General features: G+C 64.7%; 13 protein-coding genes. 9 read left to right on the top strand and 4 right to left on the bottom strand.

All coding sequences use genetic code 11. The features are described 5' to 3' along the window. Positions 1-45 precede the first annotated feature (45 nt). The 9 genes from ABFX19_RS01475 to ABFX19_RS01435 all read left to right on the top strand — a co-directional run bounded on the left by ABFX19_RS01475 (position 46) and on the right by ABFX19_RS01435 (position 9,827). The gene (locus ABFX19_RS01475; protein ID WP_346027220.1) at positions 46-960 is read left to right on the top strand and encodes a DUF2797 domain-containing protein; all 915 of its coding nucleotides are present in this window, start codon (positions 46-48) and stop codon (positions 958-960) included. Positions 961-1,103: 143 nt separating this feature from the next. Further along, a complete protein-coding gene (locus ABFX19_RS01470; protein WP_346027219.1) occupies positions 1,104-2,132 on the top strand; it encodes an extracellular solute-binding protein in 1,029 nt (342 codons plus the stop codon). Beyond that, on the top strand, positions 2,129-3,823 hold the full coding sequence (locus tag ABFX19_RS01465) for an ABC transporter permease (protein WP_346027218.1): 1,695 nt from the start codon (positions 2,129-2,131) through the stop codon (positions 3,821-3,823). The genes ABFX19_RS01470 and ABFX19_RS01465 overlap by 4 nt, the downstream gene beginning before the upstream one ends. Then, positions 3,813-4,958 (top strand): ABC transporter ATP-binding protein, encoded by a 1,146-nt coding sequence (locus ABFX19_RS01460; protein WP_056543886.1) that lies wholly within the window; start codon positions 3,813-3,815, stop codon positions 4,956-4,958. The genes ABFX19_RS01465 and ABFX19_RS01460 overlap by 11 nt, the downstream gene beginning before the upstream one ends. Before the next feature lie 4 nt (positions 4,959-4,962). Beyond that, entirely contained in the window at positions 4,963-7,539 is a 2,577-nt protein-coding gene (locus ABFX19_RS01455; protein WP_346027217.1) for an AMP-binding protein, read from the top strand. A 9-nt stretch (positions 7,540-7,548) separates the two neighbouring features. Further along, complete coding sequence (locus tag ABFX19_RS01450) at positions 7,549-7,800, top strand: hypothetical protein (RefSeq protein WP_277358709.1); 252 nt, start codon at positions 7,549-7,551, stop codon at positions 7,798-7,800. A 64-nt stretch (positions 7,801-7,864) separates the two neighbouring features. Next, entirely contained in the window at positions 7,865-8,314 is a 450-nt protein-coding gene (locus tag ABFX19_RS01445; protein ID WP_056543893.1) for an FAS1-like dehydratase domain-containing protein, read from the top strand. A 2-nt stretch (positions 8,315-8,316) separates the two neighbouring features. Then, entirely contained in the window at positions 8,317-8,757 is a 441-nt protein-coding gene (locus ABFX19_RS01440; RefSeq protein WP_277358708.1) for a MaoC family dehydratase, read from the top strand. Continuing rightward, positions 8,754-9,827 carry a UDP-N-acetylmuramate dehydrogenase gene (locus ABFX19_RS01435; RefSeq protein WP_277358707.1) on the top strand — a complete coding sequence of 358 codons (1,074 nt, stop codon included), beginning with the start codon at positions 8,754-8,756 and terminating at the stop codon, positions 9,825-9,827. Before ABFX19_RS01440 ends, ABFX19_RS01435 begins: the two co-directional genes overlap by 4 nt. Positions 9,828-9,863: 36 nt before the next feature. Here the strand turns inward: ABFX19_RS01435 and ABFX19_RS01430 are convergent, their stop codons facing one another. The 4 genes from ABFX19_RS01430 to ABFX19_RS01415 form a co-directional block, all read right to left on the bottom strand. Beyond that, the gene (locus ABFX19_RS01430) at positions 9,864-10,292 is read right to left on the bottom strand and encodes a hypothetical protein (RefSeq protein WP_056543902.1); all 429 of its coding nucleotides are present in this window, start codon (positions 10,290-10,292) and stop codon (positions 9,864-9,866) included. A gap of 92 nt (positions 10,293-10,384) precedes the next feature. Further along, a complete protein-coding gene (locus tag ABFX19_RS01425) occupies positions 10,385-13,489 on the bottom strand; it encodes a glycoside hydrolase family 2 TIM barrel-domain containing protein (protein WP_346027216.1) in 3,105 nt (1,034 codons plus the stop codon). Between the two features lie 158 nt (positions 13,490-13,647). Beyond that, positions 13,648-14,979 (bottom strand): ABC transporter substrate-binding protein, encoded by a 1,332-nt coding sequence (locus tag ABFX19_RS01420; RefSeq protein ID WP_346027215.1) that lies wholly within the window; start codon positions 14,977-14,979, stop codon positions 13,648-13,650. Positions 14,980-15,055: 76 nt separating this feature from the next. Continuing rightward, a complete protein-coding gene (locus tag ABFX19_RS01415) occupies positions 15,056-15,889 on the bottom strand; it encodes a carbohydrate ABC transporter permease (RefSeq protein WP_404800724.1) in 834 nt (277 codons plus the stop codon). Positions 15,890-15,942: the final 53 nt, after the last annotated feature.

Genomic DNA, 15,942 nt, shown 5'->3' with positions numbered 1-15,942 from the left:
CTCCGGCGGCGTACTTCAAACAGGAGGGTCCGGTAGCGTGGCGACATGCTTACCGGACCTTTCCTGTGCCACAGCGTGTCCTGGGACCGGTCCGGTCCGTCCCTCGTCCTTGCCACGCCGCCGGGCGCTCCGGCGTCGTTGCCGCTTGAGAATCTTCCGGCAGGTTTTGGATTCCGACTCCTCGGGGACAGGGGTGCACGCTTCTGCCTGGGCTATTCAAAGGTGCCGGGGCCCAAGGACCGCCGCTCCTTTCCCTGCCCGGAACAGACGACGGCGGAGCGCGGCTACCAGTGCGGCCCCTGTTTCGCGCGTGATGACTTCCGGTTCATGCACGACGTTCACCGCTCCGGTGTGGCGCCTCCCGGGCTTGCCGCCTACCTCGCACAGGAGCACTGGCTCTATGTCGCGACCTTCGCTGACGGCGCCACCAAGGTGGGAACGGCCTCGCACCGCAGCAAATGGAGCCGGCTGACCGAGCAGGGCGCAGTCGTTGCCCGTTATGTCGCTCGTGCGGACGACGGTCGGATAGTCCGCGTCCTTGAAGACGCTGCAACCCGCCATGCAGGCCTGCCGCAGGCTGTCCGGTCGGCGGCGAAGACTGCGGCCCTGGCCCGCCCACGGGCGCCCAGGGATCTGGATGTTCTGAATGCCGCAGCGGCAGATGGCCTGCGTCAGTTGCTGGCTGCCGACGTCGGCATTGATGGGTTCGAAACGGTGGAGGAGCAGTGGGATCCGCCGGGCAGCTGGGAACAGGTACTGACAGCGCGGGCGTCGGCCTACCCGCTCAGCTTTGAGACAGGGGATCACGGTGGGGCCGTCCTTGCGTTGCTCGGGCAAACCGCACTGATCGCTGTGCCGGAAGGCAGGTTCCTCCTGAACCTCGCGCTCCTGCGGGGCCGTCGCGTGGAGCTTGGGGAGTTCCGGTCCGCGCCCATCGCCGTGCAGGACGAACTCTTCTGACGGGCTTTGCACTTCTCGTCTTGGCCCGGACGCAGCGCAGGTAGTGATCTTCGCAACATAGTCGGAGGGTCACATCTGGATAGGTTAGGCTTGCCTTTGTAAAGCTTGCTGCGGCTGTCGCCGCTACCTTCAGGAGTACCCCTATGCCTCGACCGAAGCTCCTTGCTGCCTGCACCGCGTTTGCGGTTCCCGTGCTTGCCCTCTCCGGGTGTGGCGTGCTCGGTATCGGCGCCGCGCCTGCAGACCTGCAGATCTACTCGGCCCGCCACTATGACCTTGAGGGTGCGTTCGCTGATTTCACCGATGAAACCGGCATCTCCGTGGAGTTCATCACCGGTGATGACGCCGAGCTGCTTGAACGGCTCAAAGCCGAGGGCAGTGACACCCCTGCAGACGTTTTCATGACCGTGGACGCTGGAAATCTCTGGAACGCCGCCCGCCAGGATGTGCTGGCACCGATCAGTTCGGACGCACTGGATGAAGCCGTTCCTGAGGACCTCCGCGACCCGGATGGGCAGTGGTTCGGTCTGGCCATGCGGGCGCGAACCCTCACCTATAACCCGGAAAATGTTGATCCGGCAGAGTTCGACGCCACGGACAGCTACGCGGGACTGGCCGATCCGAAGTGGAAGGGACGGCTGTGCATGCGCGACGCCACGTCCTCCTACACGCAGTCACTGGTCGCGAGCCTGATCGACCTCCACCGCCGGGACAAGGCACTGGAGATCGTCAGGGGCTGGGTGGCCAATGACGTGGATATCCTCAGTAATGACATCCTCCTGCTCGAAGCGATCGATGCCGGTGCGTGCGATGTGGGAATCAACAACCACTATTACCTCGCACGTACCCTCGAGGAGAACCCTGACCTGGCAGTGGACCTCTACTGGGCCAGCCAGGAGGGCGCCGGCACCCACGTGAACATCTCCGGGGCCGGTGTCGTGGCGAACTCGGACAACGCGGCGCAGGCCCAGCAGCTCATAGAGTGGCTCGCTACCACGGGGCAGAACGCCTTCGTGGACGCCAACCATGAGTTCCCGGTGAACCCGGCTGCCAAGCCCGAGCCGGTGATTGCCGAATTCGGGGAGTTCAGCCGCATGCCGCTGAACGCTGCGGCCTACGGCGACCTGAACGCCGAAGCGATCGATGTCCTGTCCGAGGCCGGCTACAAGTGAGCGAATCGGCTGTCCTGGTTGACGCAGCCGTTGCAGGTCAACGGCGGCATCGGCTGACCGGGAACGGCCGTCCGCTGTGGTCCGCGGCTGTGCTGCTTGCCGCAGCACTGGTGGCAATGCCGGTCATCGCTGTGGTGGTCGACGGGCTCGGAAGCCTGAACTCCGGCAGCATCCCGCAGGACATCGGTTCGATGGTCCTGATCACGGTGCTCCTGCTGGTGGGAGTGGGTGTGGGGACGCTGCTGATCGGCGGCGGCCTGGCCTGGCTGGTGACTGCCTATGATTTTCCACTGCGGAAGACGCTCTCCTGGGCGCTGGTCCTTCCGCTCGCGATGCCCGCCTACATTCTGGGCTTCGTCTTTCTCTCCACCTTCGACGTCGGGGGACCGGTGCAGGCCGGTCTGCGTGCAGTGCTCGGTCCCGGCGCCTGGCTGCCTGACGTACGTACGCTGGCGGGCGCCGTCGTGGTTCTATCCCTGACGCTTTACCCGTACGTCTATCTGCTGGCGAGGTCGGCGCTTATGGAGCAAAGCGCAACAACGTACGACGCCGCGCGCACCCTCGGTGCAGGCCGCGCCCGCACGCTGTGGCGGGTGGTGCTTCCGCTGGCGAGGCCCTCGCTTGCCGCGGCGCTGGCGCTGGTGATGATGGAAACCCTGACGGATTTTGCAACCGTCCAGTACTTCAACGTCCAGACCGTTTCCGTGGGAGTCTACCTGGTCTGGAAAGGCACCTTCGACTTCAATGCGGCAACCCAGCTTTCCGTGCTGGTGCTCTTGTTCGCCGTCGCCGTGCTGGGCGGTGAGCGGCTCCTGCGGGGACGGTCGCGGTTCCACCAAAAGCCTGGACGGGGAGAGGGCCTGCAGCCCCGAAGGCTCACCGGCTGGACCAGATGGGCTGCCGCCCTGACCTGTCTGGGGGTGCTCGGGTTGGGCTTCATCCTCCCGGTCGTACAGCTCATCGGTTGGGCTGCCGGTGAGGCGCTCGCCTCGTCCGAACCACTGGTGGACCCTCGCTTCGCCGAGTATCTCGTAAACAGTGTGACCGTCGCATTGTTGGTCGCAGTCGTGTGCGCAGGACTCGCGCTCGTCACCGGGCACGCCCAGCGTTTGGGCGGAGGTCCGGTCGTGGCAACTGCAGCGCAGGTTACCACCTTCGGCTATGCCGTGCCGGGGGCAGTGATCGGCATCGGTGTGCTCATCGCCTTCGCCCGCGTGGATGGATGGCTGGAATCCGCGGGCGTCCCGGGCGGAACCGGCCTGCTTGTGACCGGGTCCGTGGCGGGAATCCTTGTTGCCTACGTGGTGCGCTTCCTTGCGCCTGCCTACCAGGCGGTCGACGCGAGCTTCGCCAAGATCTCCCCGGCACTGACTTCCTCCGCGCTGAGCCTCGGAGCCACACCACGCAGGCTCCTGGCACGCGTGCATCTGCCGCTGGCCCGCCGGGGCGTCGCTGTCGCTCTGGCGCTGGTGGCGATCGATGCCGTGAAGGAACTGCCGATAGTGCTTCTGCTGCGACCCTTCGGATTCACCACAGTCTCTGTCTGGGTCTACGAGTTGGCCCGGGAGAACTTCTGGGAGAAGGCTGCGCTGCCGGCATTGGGCATCATCGCCGTGGCCGTCATCCCGGTGTATTTCCTGTTCCGGCGGTCGGCGGGTCTGCAGGCAGGGGCGGTGACCCATGCGCGGTGAGGTTGTCAATGTCAGCACGGCGCTGACCCTCAGCGGGGTGAGCAGGCGGTACGGCGCCATCGCGGCCGCGACCTCCCTCGATCTGACAGTGGCTCCCGGAGAGATGCTCACCGTCATTGGGCCCTCCGGCTGCGGCAAATCGACGATGCTGCGCATGATCGCAGGTTTGGAACGGCCGGACTCCGGAACGATCACGATCGCCGGTGATGTTGTGGCGGACCGGCGGAACTTCCAGGAACCGGAACGCCGCCGTGTGGGGCTGGTATTCCAGGACCATGCGCTGTTTCCCAACCTCACTGTCGCCAAAAACGTTGCCTTCGGGCTGAACCGGCTGTCCCTCCCCGAACGGCGGAAGCGCGTTGCTGAGGTACTGGAGCTGGTCCGCCTCGACCATCTTGCCGCCCGCTATCCGCATGAGCTGTCAGGCGGAGAGCAGCAGCGGGTGGCGGTGGCGCGTGCACTGGCGCCCCGCCCCGCCGTCGTACTGCTGGATGAGCCCTTCTCCAGCCTGGATGAGACGCTCCGGGGCCGGGTACGAGCAGATATCGTAGCCGTGCTGAAGGAGACAGGAACCACCAGTCTGCTGGTGACCCACGACCAGACGGAAGCGCTGTCCGTGGGAGACCGGGTTGTCGTGATGCACGACGGCGTGATTGAACAGGCAGACACACCGGAAAAGGTGTTCGAGCAGCCCGCCACCCGGTTCGTGGCCTCCTTCATGGGCGATGCCGATTTCCTTCCAGCCAACGTCCACAACGCGCTGTTGACCTGCGAGATCGGTGTTGTCTCGACCGTGCCCGGGTGGGCCAACTGCGACGTCGACGTCGACGTCGTTCTGCGTCCGCATGAAGTGGCGCTCGCTCCGGATCCGGGCGCATCCGCACGGGTTGTGTCGCTGGAGTACCGCGGGGCGTTCGTTCTGCACTATGTCCGTCTGGCATCCGGCCGCACGCTGCGGTCCTGGCAACCGCACCATGTGCGGTACGCGCCGGGCACTGCCGTCACTGTGACGGTTGCGTCCGGGACCTCACCGACTCTGCTGGTTGATGACCGCGCCGTCACCGAGCCGCCGATCGGTATCGCAGGCCACGCACTGCAAGCGCCGGAACCGTTCCCGATTCCCACATCGAGGTGAACCTGTGTCTCTGACAACGCCGATTCTGCCCCTGAAACCCGCTACCCGGTCCGTCGGGTTCGCAGCGGACCTCGCCCTTTTCGCTGACCGCGCTGCGATCGTGACGGACGGTGAAACCCTCAGCTACCGTGATCTGGCGGAACGAGTGGAGGCTCTTGCGGACCGTCTCGGTCCGGACCGGCGGTTGGTGCTGCTGGCGGCAACCAACACCCTCGACTCCGTCGTCGCCTATCTGGCTGCGCTGTCCGCGGGGCACCCTGTGATCCTGGTACCGGGAGACAAGCCCTCCGCCGTCGACTCACTACGGAGTACTTTCGACCCGGATGTTGTCATTGACTCGGGCGGCGGGAACGGAACGCCGCGCATCCGTGAAATCCGCGCTGTCACCAGTCACGAACTGCATCCCGATCTCGCACTCCTGCTGAGCACCTCAGGATCAACGGGTTCGCCGAAGCTCGTCAGGCTCTCACACCGGAACCTCGAGGCGAACGCCGCGGCCATCGCCGAGTATCTGAGGATAGGGCCGGCGGATCGGGCTGTCACCACCCTGCCTTTGTCCTACTGCTACGGGCTATCGGTACTCAACAGCCACCTGCTGATGGGAGCGTCACTGGTACTCACTGACCTTTCAGTCGTGGACCCTTGTTTCTGGGATTTGTTCCGCCGAACGGACGCAAGCGCCTTCGCCGCCGTTCCGTACACTTTCGAGCTGCTCGAGCGCGTCGGTTTCGCAGACATGGACCTGCCGACACTGCGGTACGTGACCCAGGCCGGCGGCCGCCTGTCTCCGGATCTGGTGCGTCGGTACGCGGAACTGGGGAATGACCGGGGTTGGGAGCTGTTCGTGATGTACGGCCAAACCGAAGCGACGGCGCGGATGGCCTACCTGCCTCCAGCCCTTGCCGCGGAGAATCCATCCCGGATCGGGGTGCCCGTGCCCGGCGGCAGTTTCCGGATCGATCCGGTCGATGGGCTCAAGGACGGTGAACTGGTGTACACCGGCCCCAACGTCATGCTCGGTTACGCGGAGACGTCCGCGGACCTCGCTGCTGGCCGCACCGTTGACGAGCTACGCACCGGAGACCTGGCGCGGAGGCACCCGGATGGACTGTACGAGGTGGTTGGACGGCGCAGCCGCTTCATCAAGGTCGCGGGGCTGCGGATTGACCTTGGACGGGTGGAGCAGATCCTCGCCGACCTCGGCGTGCGGGCCGCCTGTGCCGGGACCGATGAACACCTGGTTGTCGCGTTGGAGGGCGATCACGAACCGGGGCTGCTCCGTAAGGTACTGGCGCCTGACCTAGGCATACCGCGCGGGGCGCTGACGATGTACGCCGTGGAGCAGATTCCCCGGCTCAGCAGCGGAAAGCCGGACTATCAGTCGATTCTCGCCCTCGCCGACCCCGCACCGGAGGCACGTGCACCGTCGGTCACCCTCAAGGAGGGGCCGCATGACGTGCGCGTGATTCTGGCCGAGCAGCTGGAGGTACCCGCAGTCGATGATGACAGCACCTTCGTATCACTGGGCGGCGATTCACTGTCCTATGTAGCGACGTCCGTACGCCTGGAGCGGGCCCTGGGCACCCTGCCCGCGGACTGGCACGTGCGGTCCGTCGCAGAGCTTGTTGAGGTTGCACAGCGCGCGGCGGCCAAAGCTCCGGTGCGTCGGCGCAGATTCTTCGCGGCCGTCGAGACGAGCATCGTGCTGCGGGCCGTCGCCATCATCTTCATCATCAGCACGCACATAGGGCTGTTCCACTGGGAAGGGACGGCGCACGTGCTGATGGCCGCAGCCGGGTACAACTTCGCGCGTTTCCAGCTCCAGGGCGAACGCTGGCATCGGTTGCGGCGCCAATTGACCAGCATCGCCCGCATAGTGCTGCCGAGCGTGGCGCTGATTCTTCTGGGCTACATCATTACCGATCACTACAGCGTCGCCAATATCTTCCTGCTGAACGCGCTCGTCGGCCCGCAGGAAGTCACACCTGAATGGCATTTCTGGTTCGTCGAGGTGCTGACCTACCTCCTTGTCTGTGTGGTTGCACTGCTTGCCCTTCCTCCCGTTGCACGGCTGGAACGGCGTTTTCCCTTCGGGTTCCCGCTGGGATTGGCCGCCGCGGGTCTGCTGACGCGGTTCAACATCGTTGACCTCGAGGTGCCGAACACTGCCCCCGCGCTCTGGCTGTTCGCCCTTGGGTGGGCGGTGGCGAGAGCACGGCGTACCGCACACCGCTTCCTGATCACCGCTGTTGCATTGCTGTGCATCCCCGGCTTCTTCTATGGGGACCTGGCCCGCGAAATGACCCTCCTGACAGGGATGCTGCTGCTCGTGTGGGTTCCCCGACTCCCGGTCCCCACGGTCCTTCAGCAACTGACTGTGGTGCTCGCAAGCGCATCGCTGTACATCTACCTCGTACACTGGCTCGTGTTCCCGCACCTTGAAAGCCTCCATCCCTCGGTAGGCGTTGCAGCCTCCCTGGTAGCGGGAGTGCTCTACTGGGCGCTGGTCATGCGGGTGCCGGGACTGTTCCGCCGATGGACGCCGGCGCTAACCGGTCACCGGCGGGAATCGCTTCGGTAGGGTTAAAGGATGCTGAACACGCCCTGGGACACCGGATCGCCGCTGTACCGCCGGCTCGTCATCGCTGCGCTGATCCTCACCGGCGTCGGAATCCTGCTGGCCATCGCCGGAGCAATGCTCGAGACAGATCCCCTGGTCTTCGCGGCCCTGCCGATCATCATTGCGGGAATGGCGGCACATCTGGCCGGCCTGGTGGTGCGTGGACGTGACGCGCAGCGCCGCCATCGGCCTAAGGATGGTTCCGGCCCAACCAGCCGGTAGCCTGACGAGCAGTTACCCTGAACAGGCGTGCCCGCGACGGGAAGCCCGGATCATAAGGAGTTTCATGACGATCAACCCCGACCTCCAGGGGCGCAGTTACCCTGCTGGTGAGGTCTACACCGTAGGCCGCGAGAAGATTCGCGAGTTCGCCCAGGCAGTGAAGGCGACGCATCCGTCGCACTTCGACCCGGAAGCCGCCCGCGCGCTGGGGCACCGCGATGTCGTCGCGCCGCCCACCTTCGCGATCATCATCGCCCAGCGGGCTGACGCACAGCTGATCAACGATCCCGAGGCCGGCATTGATTTCACCCGCGTGGTCCACGCCGACCAGCGGTTCATCCACCACCGGCCGATCATCGCGGGGGATGAACTGGTTGCCGAACTCCACGTCGATCAGGTCCGGGCCATGGGCGGCGGAGCAATGATCACCACCCGTGCTGAGATCTCCACCGTGGAAGGTGAAAAAACCGCAACAACCACGTCATCCATCCTGGTGCGCGGGGAGGAGCAGTAAGCATGACAATTTCGCTGACAGATCTTGAAGTGGGTCAGGAAATCGGCCGTTCCTCCCTCGACGTCACCCGGCTGGACCTGGTGAAGTACGCAGGAGCATCCGGTGACTTCAACCCCATCCACTGGAATGAATCCTTTGCCCGGGGTGTGGACCTACCCGGAGTCATCGCCCATGGCATGTTCACCATGGGCGCGGCGGTCCAGGCAGTAACCGACTGGATCGGTGATCCCGCCGCCGTGATCGACTACCAGACCCGCTTCACCCGGCCGGTTGTTGTTGAGGACACCACGGCGCAGCCTGGCAGTGCCGGGGCGGTCATCGAGGTTGTCGGAGTTGTCGGGGCTGTGGACCCGGACAATTCGACTGCGCGCATTGACCTGACCGTCTCCGCCGGGGGACAGAAGGTGCTCGTCAAGGCACAGGCAGTGGTGCGGATCTGGTGACATCCCTCGCCCAGTTCACCACGTCGGCCGTCGGCGGCCCCGCCCGCAAATTCGTGGTGGCACGCACTGAAGCGGAACTCATCGAGGCGATCCGCTCCGCCGATGAGGCGGGGGAGCCGCTCCTGCTGATTGGCGGCGGTTCGAACCTGCTGGTGGCGGACAGCGGCTTCGCCGGAACAGTGGTCAAAATTGCTTCGACCGGCTTCACAGTGAACGACGACGACGCCACCTGCGGAGGCGTAATGGTTACCGCCCAGGCCGGCCAACCCTGGGATGAGCTCGTCGAGTACACAGTGCGGCACGCTTACTCCGGGCTGGAGGCGCTCTCTGGCATCCCCGGTTCCACCGGGGCGGTACCCGTGCAGAACGTCGGCGCGTACGGATCAGAGGTGTCCCACACCATCGCCATGGTGCGCACGTATGACCGCGAGACCAGGTCCATCAAATCCCTGGCCAACTTTGACCTGAAGTTCGGGTACCGGGATTCCCTCCTGAAGCGCACGACCGACGCCGGATCTCCCCGTTATGTGGTGCTCACGGTTCAGTTCCAGCTGGGACTCGGCCGCATGAGCGCACCGGTACGGTATGCCGAGCTGGCGCGCGAACTCGGTATCGACGCCGGGGGACGGACCTACGCCACCGATGTGCGACGTGCCGTCCTCAAGCTGCGTGCAACGAAAGGCATGGTGCTGGACCCGGAAGACCGCGACACCTACAGCACCGGATCATTCTTCACCAACCCGATTGTCGACGCGGCAGAGGCGGAGTCCCTGCCGGCGGAGGCGCCCCGGTACCCGATGCCCAACGGCTCCGTGAAGCTCAGTGCGGCCTGGCTCATCGAGCATGCAGGTTTCGGCAAGGGATTTGGCCTGGCAGATGATGCCGGCCACCGCGCGGCGGGCGGCAGGGCCGCGTTGTCGACCAAGCACACCCTCGCCGTCACAAACCGCGGCGAGGCCTCGGCGGAAGACCTGCTGAGTATTGCCCGGCTGGTTGCCGATGGTGTGGAGGATCGATTCGGCATCCGTCTGCACCCGGAACCCCTGCTGATCGGCTGTTCCCTGAACTAGTTCTGGGGAGCGTTGCATCGCAGGGCACGGGCCCCTTTACGTGGTTGCCCGCCGCCGCGCCTTCTCCGCTGCCGCCCGCGTCTGCATGACGGCGTGGCGGTGCCACCGGCTGTCCACCAGCTCCCGGCTGCACAGCCATTGAACCAGCCGTGAGACCAGGCTGATCTGCGCGAGCCGGTCGTGGAAATCCGGTAGCAGCCACGCGGCGCTGAGGAACCGGGGGAGTGCGAAGACGAGCTCTTCCGCACCGAGTATCCGCTCGAAGGCGCCCTCAGGCTCGAACTGCCGCTCCAAAACGAGCAGCGCCGCCGTATCGGAACTGACCGTGGAATGGCCCTCCCGGTCGAGAAACAGCCGCAGGTGGTCGAAGACGCGCCTGTAGCGCTCAACCGTGGCGGGATGTCTACCCGCGGCGCTCGCCGAAAAGTACCGCGTAAGGATCTGATCTACCGGAATCTGCGTCATGCAGAACAGTCTGCACCGTACCTCTGACATTTTTCTAGTACACAGATTCGAACTTCCCCGGTCTCTTCGAGAGGGCGCACGCAGGCTGGCCGCTATGCAGTGGCGGACATGAGCAGGGTCAGGCTGCGGGCTTCCGGGGCGAGAGCCGCTGTTGGCCATACATCCGGCCCGCATGAGCGGGTGCCAAGCCCGTGCTGTGCTGCGTCGAGATAAAGCCAGGAGCGATCCGAGGCTGGTAGTTCGTGCGGGTGCGCTGCGGTGGCGAGCTCTTGGGCTGTGTGTCGGGACAGCGTGAAACCGGGCAGGCGTCCCTGCGGATCCGGGAACGCGTCGATCCGCAGCCATGGGTGGGCCCCGGTGCGGAGATCGAGGGAGCGCAGGCCGCTGCGGTGGCCTGTTTCCTGTGGGCGCCCGTATTTGACGGGGAGCTCGTCGATACCAGCCTGGTACCGCCCCACCAAAGCCGCGTGGACACTGTCCGGGTAGGATTCGTGCGGGCCGAGACCGAACCAGGAGGCGCCGTCCACGGTGTCAGGTAGACCGAAACGAACTCCTGCGCGTGGCCAAACGCCTTCCCAGCCGCTGCTGGGAAGGAGATCGATGCGCAGCCATAGGCACTGTCCGTCGAGTTGCCACGTCTCATCGACGGTGACGCAACGGGCCTGGTCCGCGGCCCCGTAGCGGGTGCGGACGTGCACGGCGCCCGTTTTGGTTTCTATTGATTCAACCCTTCCGTGCATACGGTTCAGCCCGGCCGAGTGCCAGCGTTCCGCCGATGACGGGCCAGGTCGGCCGTTGCCTGGGACGCCGTGGGCATCGGGTGCCCAGGGGTCCGAGTCGATGTAGCTGCCGACTAACCGGCCGCGGTCGTTGTCGGTGGGGGCGCGGAAGAGCTCCAGGCGTGGGCCTTCTACTGTCAGGCCTGCCAGCGCGACGAGGCGGCCGTCGTCGAACACGGCCGGGCCAAGCTCAAGTCGGTTGGTGCCGACGGCCGGTGCAAGCGAACCCAGGACCGGTCGCGGACCGGCGGGCGCGGATCGTTCAGCGAGCTGCATCTGTGCGGCGGAGATCTCATGTCCTGCTTCCGCCCACGGCGTGTTCTTGGCGAGAACGGCTTCGACGGTCAGCCACGCCTCACCCCGGCAGCCTTGCCCCGTGGTGGGCAGCGCGAGCACTGCTTCCTCGCCGGCTTCGAGGGGCCCGCCGTGCTGGCCGAGAATCGAGAGCTCACCGGAGGCGACCGTCTCACCGTTATCCTCCAGCCGCCAACGGAAGGTGAGGTCTTCGGTACTCGCGGTATGGCGGAGATTCCGCACGCGTAGGAGGGGCTTGCTTCCAGCGTCCTTTCCGCCCGGTGATTCGAAGGAGATCCGTATGGGGGCGACGACGGCCTTGAACTCGTAGAGGCCGGGGGTCGGTGTGGAGTCGGAGAGTACGAGACCGTCGAGGACGAAGTTTCCGTCGTGGATTTCTTCTCCGAAGTCGCCGCCATAGGCGAAGTACTCGGTCCCATCGGAGGTGCGGGTACGGAGTCCATGGTCGCGCCATTCCCATACGAACCCGCCGTGCAGTCGCGGGTACCGGTCGACAAGCGCCTCGTAGAGTGAGAGGTTACCGGGGCCGTTGCCCATCGCGTGGGCGTACTCGCACAGGATGAACGGCTTGGTACGCTGCCGGGCAGCCTCGGCGGCCGAGCAGCCGAGCAGCGGATTGGTGTCGCCGTCACGGCCGATTGTCTCCGTTTCAGGCACTGTGGAGTACATGCGCGAGTAAACGTCTGTGTAGGCGCCCGTGTAGTCGCTTTCGTAGTGGACGGGTCTTCCGGTGTCCCGGGCATGTACCCACGCGGACATCGCAGCGAGGTTCGCGCCCGTACCGGATTCATTACCAAGGGACCACATGACGATGGACGGGTGGTTTTTATCTCTCTCCACCGTCCGCTCAATGCGGTCGAGGTAAGCATCATTCCAAGCAGCGTCGTCGCTCGGGTTACCGACCCAGTCGTGCCGCTCGAACCCGTGCGTTTCAATGTCGCATTCGAGAATGACCCAGAAGCCCAGCTCGTCCGCCAGTTCGAGCAGCCGCGGGTGGGGCGGATAGTGGCTTGTGCGGATGGCGTTCACATTGAAGCGCTTCATGAGTAGAAGGTCTTCGCGGGCGAAGTCTTCGTCGAATACACGTCCCTGTTCGGGGTGGGTCTCATGCCGGTTCACGCCGTGGAAGGTCACTGTACGGCCGTTAACCAGGAACTGGTCGCCAATGATTTCTACGGTTCGGAACCCGATCCTCAGCGCGATTGTCTCCGTGGTGCTGGCGACAGTCGCGTCGTAGAGTTGCGGTATTTCGGCGGACCAGGCCTGGACGCTGCCCACCTCAAGCGGCGCGACATCCGCGGGTTTGGCCCACTCGACGTCGATCCCGAGCTCCGGGATGCTGAGGCGGATGGGGAATGACGACGCCGGTGCGATCACCTCTGGATCGAGCGTCCCGATTCCGTCGTGGTAACCGGTGCGGAGCCAGAAATCCTCAATTCCACCAGCCGGGCGTGCCTGAAGTGTTACGGAGCGGAAAATGCCCGGGAGCCACCACTGGTCCTGATCCTCGACGTAGCTTGAAGCGGACCACTGATGGACGCGGACGGCGATCGTATTGGTTCCGGCCCGAAAAGCTGGCGTGACATCGAATTCTTGGGCCAGACGGCTGCCTGCCCCCCAGCCGATCTCTTCGCCGTTGACCCATACCTTGTAGCGGGATTCGACGCCCTCGAAGCGCAACACGATGCGTTCAGCCTGGACCCACTCCGCCGGAATCTCGAAGGTGCGGCGGTAGTCCCCGGTCGGGTTCTCATCAGGGACGAACGGCGGGTCGCATGGGAAGGGGAACTGGACATTCGTGTAGATCGGGCGGCTGTAGGCACCGTCACCTTCAAGCACCCAGTGCGATGGAACGGGCAACGTGTCCCACGCGGCGTCGTCGTACTCTTCTGTGGCCATACTCTCGGGCGCCTCGCCCTGGGGGAGGAAGCCTCGACCGCCGGGCGTGCCGGGCACGCCGGGGAGGAGGCGGAAGCGCCACTCACCGTCGAGCGTCAGTGACGGAGCGTCGCTGCGCAGCCAGGACCGTGCAGGGAGGCGGTTTCCTCCGCCGGGGGCGGTATCGGTGATGTAGGCGGCAACTTCAGAACGGCGGGGGATCACTTTGACGGCTCCTTCAGTGAGGTCTCCACGCTACGAGGATGGAGGACGATTATGGTTGCGACGGCCGTAATGATTGACAGAAATGCCCGGCCGTGAAGGGGCCCACTCAATCAACCGTGTCAGGCCGATTGAGTGGGCAAACTGGTTCCTGCGACGCGTTACTCGACTACAGGAATGGACTGCGCCTTCAGTGACTCAATGGTTTGCTGTTCACCGCGTTGGAGGGCTTCCATGAGGGTGGACTCGCCTGCGATGGCGGCGCCGAAGCCGTCGGAAACGTCTGTATAGGTTTGGGTCATCGTTGGTCCCCAGGTGAATTCAGGGTCCACGTTCTGCGTAGCCTCGGCGAAGACGTCATAAACAGCCTGTCCGCCGAAGAACTCGGACTCACCGCTGAACGCTTCGAGGTCTGCGCCGGCGGTAGCTGCCGGGTACAGCCCGCCGAGCTCGTTCGCGAGAGCCAGTGCTTCGGGATCGGTATTCAGCCACAGTGCAAACTGTGAGGCCTCGTAGGGGTGGTCGGAGCCCTTCAGTACTGCTGTGGTGGAGCCTCCCCAGTTGCTGGCAGCACTCTGGCCCGCATCCCACTGCGGCATCGGGGCAACTGCCCACTTGCCGGCGCTGTCGGGGGCAGCGCTTTGCAGGTGCCTGGTGCCCCAGACCGCTGAGATCCAGGTCCACTGCTCGCCCTCGCTGATGGAGGCGTTCCACTCGTCGGAGAAGGAGGGCACTGTGGAGATGAGGTCGCCCTCGAGCAGTCCCTGCCAGTACTCGGCCACCTCCATGGACTCTTCACCGGTCAGGTTGACCTCCCAGCCGTCGTCCTCGCTGCTGAACCACTGGCCGCCCGCCTGCCAGACGAGGCCAGCGAACCAGTTCACGTCCGCGCGCTGGAAGTTGTGGATGTAACCGCCTTCCCCGCGGATCTGATCGGCCGCGGCCGCGTACTCTTCCCAGGTGGTCGGAACCTCTATCCCGGCCTGCTCGAAGAGGTCCGCGCGGTAGAAGAGGGCCATGGGACCGCTGTCCTGCGGGACCGCGTAGACGGCATCTTCTTCTCCGAAGGTCACCTGGTTCCAGGTCCAGTCGATGAACTGGTCACTCGCTTCGGCGATACCTTCGCAGGCCGCGATGTTCTCGAGGCCGTCCTGAACGCGGAAGTTGGGGAGTGCGTCGTACTCGATCTGACCCAGGTCAGGTGCGTTGCCGGCCTGCAGCTGGTTGAAGAAGTTCCGGTACGTGCCGGCGTTTCCATTGGGGCCCGTCTGGACTGTCACCTGGATGTCCGGGTTTTCTTCGTTCCACAGCTCCACTACCTGGTCCATGCCCGGAACCCATGCGGTGTAGGTGAGCTCCACCGGCTCGGTAGAGGGCTCACACGCCGCTGCTTCAGGCGCTCCGGCGGAGTCGCCTCCACTGGCGCAGCCCGCGAGGGCCAGGGCAGAGACCATGACGACGGCGGCGGTGGTCTTTCCGTGATGCATACGCATTCTGTTTTTCCTTTGTGTATGGATGAGGCCGGCAGGCGTGTGCCTTCCGGCGGTTTCTTAGGGTCTTGCAGTCTGGTTACTTGACGCTTCCGGCGCTGAGTCCGCTGCTCCAGAAGCGCTGCAGGCCGAGGAAAGCGATGATGAGCGGGACGATGGAGACGAGCGCACCGATAATCACGAACGTGCGCAGTTCAGGGATCTGGCTGATTTGGCTGTTCCACGCGTACAGACCCAGCGTCACCGGGAAGAGGGCCTGGTCGCGCAGCATGATCAGCGGGAGGAAGAAGTTGTTCCAGATGGCGACGAACTGGAACAGGAAGATCGTTACCAGCGCCGGCGCCATCAGGCGGCTGGAGACAGTGAAAAAGGTACGCACCTCACCGGAGCCGTCAAGCCGGGCTGCCTCGAGGAGTTCCCCGGGAACCGAAGCCGCGGCATAAATCCGCGCGAGGTAGACACCGAAGGGGCTCACAAGGCTGGGGAGGAAGACCGCCCAATACGTGTTGGTCAGATTGACCTCGCTGAAGATCAGGAACAGCGGCAGGGCCAGCGCGGTGGCGGGCACCAACACACCGCTTAGGACAACATTGAAGATGAGTTCCCGGCCCCTGAACTCGTACTTGGACAGGGCATAGCCACACATGGCGGCGATGATCGTGCCGAGCACCGCGCCAGCTCCCGCGTAGAGGGCGCTGTTGGCCAACCATTTGACGAACAACCCATCCTGATACTGGAAGAGCCCGATGAGGTTGGTGAAGAACGTCGAGATGGAGTTCGGTGTGAACCAGAGCGCTGCCGTCCCTGTGATTTCGCTGCCGGACTTCGTGGAGGTGACGAGCAGCCACCAGATCGGGGTCAGGAAGTAGAGGGTGAAGACGCCCATGATGAGCATCGCCGCGGCGCGAGACATGACACTCTGCCGGGGTCCGCGGGAATGGATCTTCTCCGCGGTCGACAGGGGAA

The sequence above is a fragment of the Arthrobacter parietis genome (genome assembly GCF_039530425.1).
Taxonomy (GTDB): domain Bacteria; phylum Actinomycetota; class Actinomycetes; order Actinomycetales; family Micrococcaceae; genus Arthrobacter_D; species Arthrobacter_D parietis.
The sequence above is the reverse complement of the archived record's forward strand: the minus strand, read 5'-3'. Positions and strand labels throughout refer to the sequence as shown.

Bases quoted from the DNA above. Each gene is read 5' to 3' on its own strand.
- ABFX19_RS01475 (WP_346027220.1), top strand. From the start codon at position 46: ATGCTTACCGGACCTTTCCTGTGCCACAGCGTGTCCTGGGACCGGTCC.
- ABFX19_RS01470 (WP_346027219.1), top strand. From the start codon at position 1,104: ATGCCTCGACCGAAGCTCCTTGCTGCCTGCACCGCGTTTGCGGTTCCC.
- ABFX19_RS01460 (WP_056543886.1), top strand. From the start codon at position 3,813: ATGCGCGGTGAGGTTGTCAATGTCAGCACGGCGCTGACCCTCAGCGGG.
- ABFX19_RS01450 (WP_277358709.1), top strand. From the start codon at position 7,549: ATGCTGAACACGCCCTGGGACACCGGATCGCCGCTGTACCGCCGGCTC.
- ABFX19_RS01445 (WP_056543893.1), top strand. From the start codon at position 7,865: ATGACGATCAACCCCGACCTCCAGGGGCGCAGTTACCCTGCTGGTGAG.
- ABFX19_RS01440 (WP_277358708.1), top strand. From the start codon at position 8,317: ATGACAATTTCGCTGACAGATCTTGAAGTGGGTCAGGAAATCGGCCGT.
- ABFX19_RS01430 (WP_056543902.1), bottom strand. From the start codon at position 10,292: ATGACGCAGATTCCGGTAGATCAGATCCTTACGCGGTACTTTTCGGCG.
- ABFX19_RS01420 (WP_346027215.1), bottom strand. From the start codon at position 14,979: ATGCGTATGCATCACGGAAAGACCACCGCCGCCGTCGTCATGGTCTCT.
- ABFX19_RS01415 (WP_404800724.1), bottom strand. From the start codon at position 15,889: ATGTCTCGCGCCGCGGCGATGCTCATCATGGGCGTCTTCACCCTCTAC.